Here is a 12528-nt window from a genome sequence, read left to right as displayed (position 1 = left end):
TTATCTAGCTTAAGCCCATGCAACAGTCGATCCTGTATAGGATGCTGTTGGATGGGCTTTTTTATGTCATGTGTAGGACTGCGTCACCGCCATCTTCTAAACTTTGGAAGCCCTTTAGCCGAAATATAACAGTATACAAGAAATGCTGGTATGGCTGAAAGGAGCTTTTACAAGAATGCATAAGACAGTAAGAATAGGAACGGCTATGGTGCTTGCAGGCAGTCTGCTGCTGGGTCTGGGCAGTCCGGTTATCGGTATACATACATCGGCGGTGTACGCCGCTTCGGAATTCGGAATCAATTATTCTCCCGGAAATGGGGCAGCGCTGGTTAATGTGGGGGCTTCGCTGGGCTTAAGCTTTGACCGGCAGGTGATCCCGCAGTCCGGGAAAATCACCATTACCGACGTTAACGCGGACAAGGTATTTACAGAGATTGCGATAGGTACGGCGGGCCTGATCGGTAACTCCACCAGTTATGAAATCAAGCTGGGAGCAAGCCTGAGGTATGCCCCATATACTACATACAGTGTAAGTGTACCCAAAGGGCTTTTTAAGGATAGTGCAGGCAATGAATCCGCAGCAACAAGCTGGAAGTTCACGACTGCTCCAGAGGTCAATCCGGCTATCACAGTAAGCAGCCTGTCGCCTGCTGCCAATGCAAGAGTGGATGCCGGGGGATTGACCCAGCTGAGTATGCGGCTGTCCGGCAGCCTTAGTGCTGGGGGCGGTACGGTTAAGCTGCTGTCCTCGGCAGATAATGCGGTTATTCAGGAATATGCGATCAGAGAGGGCGAGGCGGGAGTGGCTCTGGAGAAGGGGGATGCCTCCACTACAGTTACGCTTACGCTCGCGAACAAGCTGCCGGCCGGCGGGAATTATTATGTGCTGATTGATCCCTATGCCTTCAAAGACGCAAACAATACTACGTTCCAAGGCATATCCAGCGGCAGCGGCTGGAGCTTCTCCACGATCGGTACAGGGACAATTGCCGTATCGCCAGCTCCGGCGAACGCATCGACGGGGGCATCCTCCAGCGGGGCGATTAAGCTGTATTTTGACCGTCCGGTGAGCCCGGCCTCAGGCTCCATCTCTGTCTCTCCGGGGACGCCGGATGATTCCAGAACCAGATGGCTGAATGTGAACTCGACGAGTGTGACCGGCGGAGGAAGCACGGTGATTACACTGCTGCCGGCCTCAGCAGCTGCACCGCTTGCGAATGGTACCTTGTACACAGTAACGATCCCGCAGGGAGCCTTTTATGATCAGGACGGCCATGTGTTTCCGGCTTCCGGCCCGTATTCGTGGACATTCACCACGGCCTCGGCCTCAAGTCTGTCAGTAGCTGCATTATCTCCACCAGACCGCAGCGAATCCGTGGAGCTCACAAGGTCCATTGCGCTGACGTTTAACCGGGATGCAGTCTACAACAGTAAGGTGGACAACGGAGTTATTCTCTACAAAAGCAACGGTTCTAAGGTGGCAGCGTCTGTACAGCAGGGAGGTTCGGCCAGAGAATTCCTGATTAAGCCGGGCGCTGCCCTGGAATCCGACACGATCTACTATATAGATATTGCCAAAGGAGCATTTACGGATGCAGCAGATCCTAATGTGCAATATGAGGGGTTAAGCGGTACCCGGTCCTGGAGCTTCCGAACGTTGGCTGTAGATAAGACGCCGCCTGTGCTGGCAGGAGCTGTGCTGGACAATAACCGGACGATCCGCCTGAAGTATAATGAGACGCTGAATTCCACGGTTGCCCTGCTGGCTTCCAGCTTCACGGTAACGGTCAATGATGAGACCCGGGCGGTCGAGAGTGCCTACATGCAAGGGGACAGTGTATATGTAGTGCTCGGTACAGGTGTGGCTGTAGGCCAGATTGTCAAAATCAGCTATACCGGCGGTGTACGGACCATCCAGGATACCAGCGGGAACGCGGCGGCTACCTTTGCCGGCCAGCAGATTACGAACAGCATTGAATCGGCTCTTCCTACACCCAAGGAGGGCAGAATCACCGGGCGGACGGTCACCTTGACCTTCAATGATACGCTGAAATCGGTATCCACCTATGCCCGTGATCAGTTCGTGGTCACCTCAGACGGTTATTCCCTCGGAGTGAATTCGATTAGCGCAAGCGGCAACACCGTCTATCTGACAGTGAACTCAGAGGCGGGAAGCTCAGAATCGGTGCGGGTGTCGTATTATGCAGGCTCCTATCCGCTGGTTAGCTCGCTGGGACAGAATATTGCGAATTTCACTGACTTCCATATCCGTAACAGCAGGGACAATGTGCCCCCGGTATTCCAGAATGCCACGGGAGGCGGGAAGAGCCTGGTCATGAATTACAATGAAGGCCTGTCCGACACCAATCTGCCGATGAACAGCCAGTTCTCGGTGCTTGTCGGAGGCACGCCCAACTATGTTACCAATGTAGCGGTGAACGGAAGCACTGTAAAATTGACGCTTCAGAACAATCTGGTTCCCGGACAGACAGTCACTGTCTCCTACGTACCCGGAGCGAAGGGGCTTAGCGATCTGAACGGCAACCGTGCCGCTTATGTGGATCTGAAGCCGGTGGAGCTGAGCGATATTGCCGTGCCTGAGATCAGCAGCGCTACAGTGACAGGCAATGAGCTGACGGTGAATTTTGTACAGAGTATGGTTACTTCTTCTGCGCTGAGTACCTCCCAGTTTACGGTTCGCTTGAATGGCAGCAACACACTGGTTCAGAGCTATACTCTGACCGGAGCGGTGCTGAAGCTCATGCTGGCTGAGCCTGCGGCCAGCGGGCAGACGGTGGATCTCTCATATACGACCAGCGCGTCATTCATTAAGGATCCTAACGGGAATGCGCTGGCTTCGTTCTCGCTGCTGCCGGTGAAGAATCTCACGGGAAGTACAGCTGCAGCACCGGGGGATGTGAACCGTCCCTCTTATCTGGGTACGCTCGAAGCCAGTGAATTCGGAGAGGCGCTACCGCTGCTGAAGAGTGATTCCGCAGTGGCGGCGGCAGACCGTTCCATTTACAGCCAGAATATTAAAAGATACAGCCTGAGTGCTGACAGACTCGCGGCCAGCTATGTCTATCTGAATACACAGGCAGTTGGTGCACTGGTATTTGAGGTGCCTGCTGATGAATTGGCCGCCTATGTTACAGTGCCGCTGCAGCCGCTGATCGATGCGTTCAACCGCAATAAGGCTTCCTCCTTCGGCATCCGCTACGGGGACCAGATCTTCAGTGTGGACCTTGGAAAAATAGACCTGAACGGCATTGTAGCCAGTCTCAACACCACCGGCAACAATATTTCGCTGACCTACCGCATTGAGAAAATGCCGTCAGAAGCGTTCGCTCCCTTCGCGCAAAGACTGCAGACACAGGGACTTGCGAGCATTACCCCGCTGGCTGACCTGCGGCTGGCTGCGGCGGTGACGGGAAATTATGCGAATGAGAATGCGCTTAGCTTGCCCGGGAAGTACACGGTCCGCACCACAAGCGCTATGAACAGTGAAGCGGCTTCTGTGGCCCGGCTGGACCAGTCGTACTACGATGCAGCCTATCTGCCTACGACGGTCATTACCAAAGGGGCATATAAGGTAATGCGGGCTTTGACCAATGGCAATCAGATTGTGGGTGCATTCAGCTCCACACGTTCTTTTGCCGACATGGCTACGCACTGGAGCAATACGGCTGTAGCTGAGCTGGCAGCGAAGAATATCATCGACAGCAGCTATGGCAGCCAGTATAAACCGGAGCAGGCGATTACCCGCGGGGAGTTCGCGGTGATGCTGAGCAGAGGGCTGGGGCTGCCGGGAGACAGCCAGACCGCACAGCGCTTCCCGGATGTGCAGGCGTCTACCCTGACCGGAATTTATATCGGGGCCGCAGCGAAGGCCGGTATTATTACAGGTAATACGGACGGCACCTTCCGGACGGAGGACAAGATTACCCGTGAGCAAATGGCAATTATGATGGTGAGAGCCCTGGAGTATACGGGACAGCCGGTAGCGCTTAGTGCATCTGCAGTCAATACGCTCAGCGCGTTCAAGGACCGGGCGAAAATTCTCAGCCAGAGTATTGAATTTGTGGCCAAGGCGGTCAAAGCGGGGATTATTCAAGGCATCAGCACTACTGAGTTCCAGCCGCAGGGCAACGCGACCAGAGGGCAGGCGGCGGTCATGCTGCACCGGATGCTGAAGACAGCAGGGTACTTGTAGGCGGAGACAAACAGGAAAAGAGCATTCGGCATGATGGCCGGGTGCTCTTTTTTTGCATGCCGAAACAAGCTCCGGGAGGTCTGGAGCGAATGGGCTCAGACTCCGGTAAATCTATCAAAATCGCAACTTTTCAGGCCGGGAACAGTCTATTAAAGGTATAGTCTATAACTATGTACTGATGCCGGAAATAGATAACTAGATTGAAGAGTACACACAGATGGGAGAGTTACACTGAAATGAATCAGCTTGACATGGGGAACAAAAGTACGGAACAAGCACAGGGAAAGCAATGGCTGACTGCCAAAAAGTGGATTGCCGCTTCTATTGCAGGTGTAATATGGATCATGCCGGTTGTCGGGAGTGAAGGAGCCGGGTGGCTGGGGGCAGGGCTCGCGCCGGTAGCACAGGCTGCATCATCCTTCTCAGTAAGCAAGCTGGGTGAAGAAGTAATCACCTCCGGTGCGATGATGATGAAATATAAATTTACGACAACCCGTTCCGGGAAAAGTGCGACCGGACTGGCCAGTGTCATCCGCGTCGATCTGAATAATCCTTATGTATCTGTGGATGTCATGACCGGCAAAGGCGGAAACCTGACGACCCGGCAGAGCACCGGGGGGATGGCTGCAGAGACCGGGGCTGTCGCGGGCGTCAACGGGGATTACTTCAATACCGGCGGAGAAGGCGCGCCAATTGGCGGCCAGGTCTCCGGCGGCGTACTGATGTCTACACCATCTCAGTTAAACGGAATGTATGCTTTTGCAGTAACCAAGGACCGCAAGCCGCTGATCGATGAATTCACCTTTGAGGGGATGCTGACTGCCGAGGACGGCTCCCAGTTCCAGTTGTCCGGGATCAATAAAGGGGCTTACAATCCGGAGGGCGGCAGCTCGACGTACAGCCATGCGAATGCGGCTTATATCTATACGGATGCATGGACAGCGCTGGAGCGCCCGAAGAACAGCTCGACTACACCGACAGAGGTGCTGGTCGAGAATGATACGATTACCCGGATCTCGCTGGATGCGGCTCTGCCGATTACTGTGCCTAAGGGAGCCTATATTCTGCGGACGCACGGGCTGGCCGCCCAGTTCGTCAAGGCCCATCTGGTTGAGGGACAGAAGCTTAGCAGCACCTACTCCCTCCGCTCCAAAACCACGCAACAGCAGGTGGACCCGTCCACTCTGCAGATGATGATTGGCGGGCATACCATTCTCGTCAATAACGGTAAGGCAGCGACTTTCTCCCGTTCGACAAGCAGCATTGGCGGATACCGGGCGCGTACAGCGCTGGGCTACTCCCAGGATGGAAGATACGTGTATGTTATTGCCGCGGAGAAGAACAGCATCAGTGCAGGGCTGTCCCTGACAGAGCTGCAATCCTTCATGACGAATATCGGGGTATGGAAAGGTATGAATCTGGACGGAGGGGGCTCAACTACGATGGTAGACCGGCCGCTGGCGGAGACCGGGACAACCCTTACATTCAATACCGAATACGGCAAAGAGCAGCGCACGGTCGTTAACGGCGTTGGCGTCTACACAAATGCCCCGCAAGGGGAAGTGAAGGGGATCAAGATCAGCGGCAGCCAGATCCTCTTAATCGGGCAAAAGGCTACGTATTCCCTGAAAGGCTATGATACGTATTACAATCCAATCGATGTAGCAGCAGCGAACCCGGCGTGGAGCTCAAGCGGCGGCAGTGTGACGGTGAATGCGGGAGAGGCAACGGCCGTTAAGCCGGGAACCGTCAAGCTGAAGGCCACCAGCGGCAATGCAAGCGCCGAGACCCAGGTCACCGTGCTGGGCGGAGAAGACCTGTCCGGTCTGAGCGTCGGAACAGCGACGGCACCGCTTCAGGCAGGCGCCTCTGTATCCGTTCCGGTTAGTGCGGTATCCAAGAGCGGAGCCACGATTGCTGTTCCGGCAAGCGCACTGAAGTGGGAGTTCATCGGCTTCAAGGGGAGCGTGGGTGACGGGAAGCTTAATGTCGAGGCGGTTGATCCGGGTGTAACCACCGGGTATGCCATTGCCCGTTATGACGGGTTCAGCACTGCGGTAGTTCTATCGACAGCGGCAGCAACGGCCTGGGAGGATTTCGAGAACACTGCCTACCCGATCGCGTTCACTACGAATGCAGCGGGGGTTACCGGTACTGCAGCCATAGCTCCGGGCAGCGCAGAGCGTGCAGGCTCGAAGGTTCTGTCGCTTAGCTATGATATGACACAAGGCACTGGCAAAATGTACGCATACGCCCAGTTCAACGGCACAACCGGCAAAAGTATTCCTGCGGCGGCAACCTCGATGTCAGTGGATGTCATGGGTGACATGAGCCTGAACTGGCTGCGTGCGGAGCTGACGGATGCTGACGGGAAGACGGCCTATATTGACCTGGCCAAAGTGATCGACTGGAACGGCTGGAAGACGCTGAGCATCGACCTGTCCGGCTCAGGGATTAAATTCCCGGCTTCCCTTAAGCGGCTGTACGTGGTAAATGTAGAGGAAGGTCAGGATGAGCGGGCGAAGACGGGAACCGTAGCTTTTGACAATATCTCCTTCGTGATGCCTTCGCTCTCCAGCGAAGCAGGCCTGCCGAAAGGGAAGGCGTCGATGAGTATTGGCTCCAAATCAATGACCGTGAACAGCGCCAAGCGGGCCATCGATGCAGCACCGGTCATGAAGGACGGCAGCACGTATGTGCCGATCAAATATGTGCTGGATGCCTTCGGCGGCAATGCGGTGTGGGATGCGAAGACCAAGTCGATTCTGGTCCTGCGCGGCTCCAAGGTGCTGGATCTGACTGTGAATAAGAAGGAGTTCATCCTGAACGGGAAACGGCAGAGTGCGGAGGTAGCCCCTTTGATCCTGAATTCCAGGACTTTAGTACCGCTCAGACTCGTATCAGAACAGCTTGGACTCACTGTAAAATGGGAACAGAACACGAAGACCGTAACGATCGAATCGTGATATGTTAATATAAAGGAAAGCCTAATACGATTCGATAGAAATGGGGCAAGCATCCGTGGAATTTCAGGCCGATGCGATTGATCGCGTCATTAAGAATACCATCGACGTGATGGAGAGCAGCAAGTATCAGATTTTTGAAATATTGCAGGTTGCACGTGATGAGCTTGCTGCACTCAACAAGGAACTGCAGCGGGTTATGGAAGAAACGGATGAAACATTGCAGAAGGTAGACAAGCTGGAGCAGCAGTATCACCGCTCCCGGATCCGGCTGACTGAGGTCAGCCGGGATTTCGTCCGGTATACCGAGAAGGATATCCGGATTGCTTATGAGAAGGCCACTGAGCTTCAGCTGGAGCTGATGATGACCAGGGAAAGAGAGGCTTATCTGCGCAGCAGACGGGATGAACTGCAGATGCGGGTCCGCAGTGTCGAAAATTCTGTGGAGCGCGCGGAGTCCATCGGTTCGCAAATGAGCGTTGTCCTGGAATATCTGTCCGGAGAACTAGGCCAAGTGACGCGAATTGTCGAATCTGCGAAGAACCGGCAGATGATCGGACTCAAGATTATCCTGGCTCAGGAGGAGGAACGGAAGAGAATTGCCCGGGAAATTCATGACGGTCCTGCTCAAATGCTGGCGAATCTAGTCCTAAGGACGGAAATTGTAGAAAGAATGCTGGTGAAGCAGGAATTTGGGCTGGTCCAGGCCGAAGTATTAGATTTGAAGGGGCAGGTCAGATACAGCCTGGAGGAAATGCGCAAGGTGATCTTCAACCTGCGTCCGATGGCGCTTGATGATCTGGGGCTGATCCCGACGCTGCGGAAGTATGTGCATGATTATGAGGAGAAGACGAAGATCCGGACCTCTTTTGAAACGAGGGGGAAGGAACACCGGCTATCCTCAGCTATGGAAGCAGCAGTATACCGGCTGGTGCAGGAGGCTCTGTCCAATGCGGCCAAACACGCCTATCCCAGCTATGTACTGGTGGAGATCACGTATCAGGCCCAATTAATCAAAATCGTTGTGAAAGACAATGGATTAGGCTTTAATGTGAAGAAGATCAGTGAGCAGGCCAACCGCGAAAGCTTCGGTCTGGTGGGAATGCGTGAGCGTGTGGAATTGCTGGAGGGACGTATGGAAATCCAATCCGCCGAGAACCAGGGCACAACAATTGTTATTCACATTCCGACGAATGTGGAAAAAGGAAAGGAGTAATGTGATGGAGAACCAAAACTCTGGCAAAGCGCCCATCAAAGTTCTTTTGGCCGATGATCATCAGTTGTTTCGTGAAGGGCTCAAGCGTATTCTGAATATGGAGGATGACATCGAGGTGATCGGTGAATGCGGTGACGGCATCCAGGTGCTTGAATTCTGCAACGGCACCAAGCCGGACATCGTGCTGATGGACATCAATATGCCGGTTGAGAATGGGGTGGAAGCGACCCAGAAGCTGCGCGAGATGTTCCCGGATGTCAAGGTTATTATCCTCTCGATCCATGATGACGAAAGCTATGTATTTGAGACGCTGCGCAAGGGCGCCAACGGATATCTGCTGAAGGATATGGAAGCCGAGTCGCTGATTAATGCTATTCGCTCTGTATGCGAGGGCCATGCCTTTATCCATCCGAAGGTGACCGGCAAGCTGATTAATCAGCTGCGGCGCATGACGTATCTTAACGAGACCGGTGCGATTGCCGAGACGGCCGTGAAGGAAGCGGGCGTGAAGTTTGTCGCAGGCGACAACAATCCGCTGACCCGCCGTGAAGCTGAAGTGCTGCGGCTGATGGCAGAGGGCAAGAGCAACAAGATGATCGGAGAATATCTGTTTATCAGTGAGAAGACCGTTAAGAACCATGTCAGCAGCATTCTGCAAAAGATGGAAGTAGACGACCGCACGCAGGCTGTTATCAATTCGATCAAATATGGATGGGTAACCTTATAGCTCCTTGCATAATCGTTTAACTGAGCGTTTTGGAGAATCCCAAGTGATCCTAATCTAATGGTACATAACTTGCTTGCAGAAGGATGCTGTAGGCATAGTATTGTTTCAGTCGCGCCAGATTTGAATTTTGCAAAATGCTGATTTGAATCCGTACCTAATTCTGCGTTACCGTGCAGCCTGCTCCCATCGGGGCCGGGTTCTGCACGCTGGGCTGTCACCGTCCTTATTATGCCGGCATATAGTGTGGGTATAAGAGGGAGGTGCATCTTCATGATCGCCCAGTTAATCTGGATTATGTGTATTTATGCATCGGCAGCAGCCCTTGTTCATATCCTGCATCATCAGGCACAGAGCCGGGCAGCAGCAGGAAGCGGCGGAAAGCGGCTTCATTATATTCTGATTACCCGCAACCATGAAGCCGTGGTGGAGTGGTATCTGCGGGTCCTTGCGATTTATGCTCTGTGTACGGGCAGAACCCTGCAGGTTACAGTGGTGGATGACGGCTCAGAGGACGGAACCATGGCGGTAGCCTCAAGGATGGCTTATCACAGCTCTTCGATTGAATGCGCTCCTGCAATGCCCCTGCCCAGTCTCTTAGGCGGCAGTCAGCTTTTGCAGGGAGTAACGGTGGATCTGCGGGCCCCGGAGCCGCTGCTGCCACTGCGGATCATGCAGCTGCCGGGAAGCAGGGGAGAACGATCAAAGCTTGGCCAGTGACAACTACATCGGACGGTTATGAGTGAAGCACACTCTCCAGGAATGGGGCAGTGTGTTTTTTGTTATATAGGAAACTATAGTTTCCTCCTGCTGTGGACAAGGTGCATGTAAATTGGTGGATAAGAGTTCTTTGAATGATTCGTAGAGAGACTCTAATGCTGAAATGTGGATGAAGGCTGAATGTATGTGAAAAACAGCATACATTGTGCTCGCAGCAGGCATACGGACAGAATCTATGGCAAAAACAGCATACATAATGCTCGCTCGAAGGTAATCAACCATCCGTTAGGATGAATTAGGCTGGCGGGAGGGGAGTGAGTTAAATGTATGTGGAAAACCGAATAGATTGGGCGGCGTTAAGGGTGTGTGGGCCGGATATGTGCGGAAAACTGAATTTATTTGTTTTGGGAGGGGGCGAAGGGGTGAAAGTGGCTGTCTATGCAGTGGAGCTTAGCGGGGAGTGGGTAACTAGAGTTTCTATGAATCTGGAGGTAGATGGGTGGTGGTGGGCCGGGGAAGGCGGAGATGTGGAAGGCTGGAATAGCCGGCGGGCAGACCGGATGGTAGTGCTCTCCAGGTCTATGCCGCTGGGCTGGGCGGTGAAGCTGGCAGGCGCCGGGCGGTTTACCGCCAAGACGCGGAGCTGGAATGAGGAGGATTGGCGGAAGTACGCCACAGCGATTTTGAAGGCGGAGGTTCAGGCGGAGCGGAAAGCTGGCGGGCAGAGAGGAGAGGGGTGGCCTTTTGAAGAGATTGAGGTATGGAGACTGGCGGCGGGGAGAGAGCATGTGGGTAGCCCCCGGTTGGACGGGATGGGTGAAAAGGAGCCTGCGAGAGTGGATGGGGGAACGTATAAGTGGACAAGTACGCAGAGGGAGGAGCTGAAGTATACCTTACATAGTCTTGCGGCGGGCGCTGATCGGCTGACAGAGGCGCTGGCTGGACGTTCTTTATTGGCGGGAGAGGCGGAGGCGCTGGTCACAGAGATGCTGCCTGAGCTGACGGATAACTGGATCGCTGCGGCACAGCTTGCTTATTTGCAGGGGCGGCTGCAGATAGAGGCAGCGGTTGGAGTTGGTCAGAGTGGACAGGAGCAGGTTGAGAGCGGACGGTGGGACAAGAGGGGACGGAGTGTGAGGACGTCAGAGGGGAGGATGAGCTGGGAGCGGGGTGAGAGTGAGCCGGAACTGAGCGGGGGCCGGGGGCAGGGTGAAAGGGGACGGTGGTACAAGCGGGGGCGGAGTGTGGGGAGGTCAGAGCGGAGAGGGAACTGGGAGCGGGGAGATGGTGTGCTGGCGCGGCTGCGCACTGCGCTTGCCCTGCGCGGCGCAGCCGCCCGCCGCGCCGCAGCCCCCCGCTGCCTGCGCTGCGGCAGCGTACCCACGGGCCGCACGGCCTGCGCCGCGTGCGGCCTGGCCGGCTGCGCCTACTGCGAGGCCTGTCTCGGCCTCGGGCGCAGCCGGGCTTGCGCGCTGCTGCTGCGCAGCGCGCCGCTGCCGGCCGTGCGCTGCACGGCCGGCGCCTCCCCCACCGTAGCGGCACGCCGGTGGGGGCTTAGCGCAGCGCAGGCGGCGGCCGCCGCCGCTGCGCTGGGGTTCCTGGCGGAGCCGCGGCAGCGCTCCGCCCGGGGAGGCCCAGAGCGGTTCCTGCTCTGGGCGGTGACGGGAGCGGGGAAGACAGAGATGATCTTCCCGCTCCTGGATAGTGCGCTCGCCGCCGGAGGGCGGGCGCTGATTGCGACGCCGCGGCGCGACGTCGTGCTGGAGCTGGCGCCGCGCCTGGCGAAGGCTTTTCCGGCGCACAGCCCGGCCGTGCTGTACGGCGGCAGCGAGGACCGCTGGCGCAGAAGCGGTCTGACGCTGGCGACAACCCACCAGCTGCTGCGGTTCAGCCAGGCCTTCGATCTGGTCATCATCGATGAGATCGATGCGTTTCCTTTTCACAACGATGCCATGCTCGATTATGCCGCGAAGCAGGTTTGTAAGCCAGGGGGAGCGTTCATCCTGCTCTCCGCTACGCCGCCTGCGGAATTGCAGCGCCTGGCCCGTGCCGGACGGCTGCCGCATGCGAGGGTTCCGGTTCGTTATCACGGCCATCCTCTGCCGGTTCCCCGACATATCCGGATGCCGCCGCTTCACCGCTGCCTGAGGCAAGGGAGGCTTCCGGGAAAGCTGGTAACGGCGTTGCAGCGGTCACTTAAGCGTGAGGCGCAGATTTTTGTGTTCGTCTCGCGGATTGCCCATATCGATGAGTTATTACAGCTGCTGCGGCATGTTTTTCCCGGGATTGCTATAGAAGGAACCTCTTCACAAGATCCGGCTAGGGCAGAGAAAGTGCTGGATTTCCGTAACCGGACGATCTCTCTGCTGGTTACGACTACGATTCTGGAGCGGGGAGTGACGGTGCCGCGCAGCGATGTGTATATTCTGGATGCGGACAGCGGGCTGTTTGACGAAGCGGCCCTGGTGCAGATGGCAGGCCGGGCGGGGCGCTCATCGGATGATCCGGCTGGACAGGTGATCTTTGCTTCACCGGAATGGAGCAGGTCACAGCGCGCAGCGATCGCCCAGATCCGCAGGATGAATGCCATTGCCCGCAGACAAGGCTATCTAAGGTCCCGTTAAGACGTACTTGTCACTAAGGAGCTCCCGCAGTCTCAAGCTTTCTGCCGCTTCTTTTCGTTTATCCTGTA

Annotated in this window: 6 protein-coding genes; all 6 read left to right on the top strand. The window is 55.7% G+C overall.

Annotated features, from left to right (window positions below; all coding sequences use genetic code 11):
* Positions 1-175: 175 nt before the first annotated feature.
* The 6 genes from K1558_RS08925 to K1558_RS08900 all read left to right on the top strand — a co-directional run bounded on the left by K1558_RS08925 (position 176) and on the right by K1558_RS08900 (position 12460).
* The gene (locus tag K1558_RS08925) at positions 176-4213 is read left to right on the top strand and encodes an Ig-like domain-containing protein (RefSeq protein ID WP_238651145.1); all 4038 of its coding nucleotides are present in this window, start codon (positions 176-178) and stop codon (positions 4211-4213) included.
* A 236-nt stretch (positions 4214-4449) separates the two neighbouring features.
* Entirely contained in the window at positions 4450-7179 is a 2730-nt protein-coding gene (locus K1558_RS08920; protein WP_420800419.1) for a stalk domain-containing protein, read from the top strand.
* 55 nt (positions 7180-7234) lie between these two features.
* On the top strand, positions 7235-8392 hold the full coding sequence (locus K1558_RS08915; RefSeq protein ID WP_238651144.1) for a sensor histidine kinase: 1158 nt from the start codon (positions 7235-7237) through the stop codon (positions 8390-8392).
* Positions 8393-8396: 4 nt separating this feature from the next.
* Positions 8397-9119, top strand: coding sequence for a response regulator transcription factor (locus K1558_RS08910; protein ID WP_238651143.1), 723 nt, complete (start codon positions 8397-8399; stop codon positions 9117-9119).
* A 270-nt stretch (positions 9120-9389) separates the two neighbouring features.
* Positions 9390-9836, top strand: coding sequence for a glycosyltransferase family A protein (locus tag K1558_RS08905; RefSeq protein WP_238651141.1), 447 nt, complete (start codon positions 9390-9392; stop codon positions 9834-9836).
* A gap of 422 nt (positions 9837-10258) precedes the next feature.
* Entirely contained in the window at positions 10259-12460 is a 2202-nt protein-coding gene (locus K1558_RS08900) for an ATP-dependent helicase ComFA (RefSeq protein WP_238651139.1), read from the top strand.
* Positions 12461-12528 lie beyond the last annotated feature (68 nt).

Source organism: Paenibacillus piscarius, assembly GCF_022234545.1.
Classification (GTDB): domain Bacteria; phylum Bacillota; class Bacilli; order Paenibacillales; family Paenibacillaceae; genus Paenibacillus_AQ; species Paenibacillus_AQ piscarius.
Note: the sequence above shows the minus strand (reverse complement) of the source record. Positions and strands in the feature narration are given on the sequence as shown.

Bases quoted from the DNA above. Each gene is read 5' to 3' on its own strand.
- K1558_RS08905 (WP_238651141.1), top strand. From the start codon at position 9,390: ATGATCGCCCAGTTAATCTGGATTATGTGTATTTATGCATCGGCAGCA.
- K1558_RS08925 (WP_238651145.1), top strand. From the start codon at position 176: ATGCATAAGACAGTAAGAATAGGAACGGCTATGGTGCTTGCAGGCAGT.
- K1558_RS08920 (WP_420800419.1), top strand. From the start codon at position 4,450: ATGAATCAGCTTGACATGGGGAACAAAAGTACGGAACAAGCACAGGGA.
- K1558_RS08910 (WP_238651143.1), top strand. From the start codon at position 8,397: ATGGAGAACCAAAACTCTGGCAAAGCGCCCATCAAAGTTCTTTTGGCC.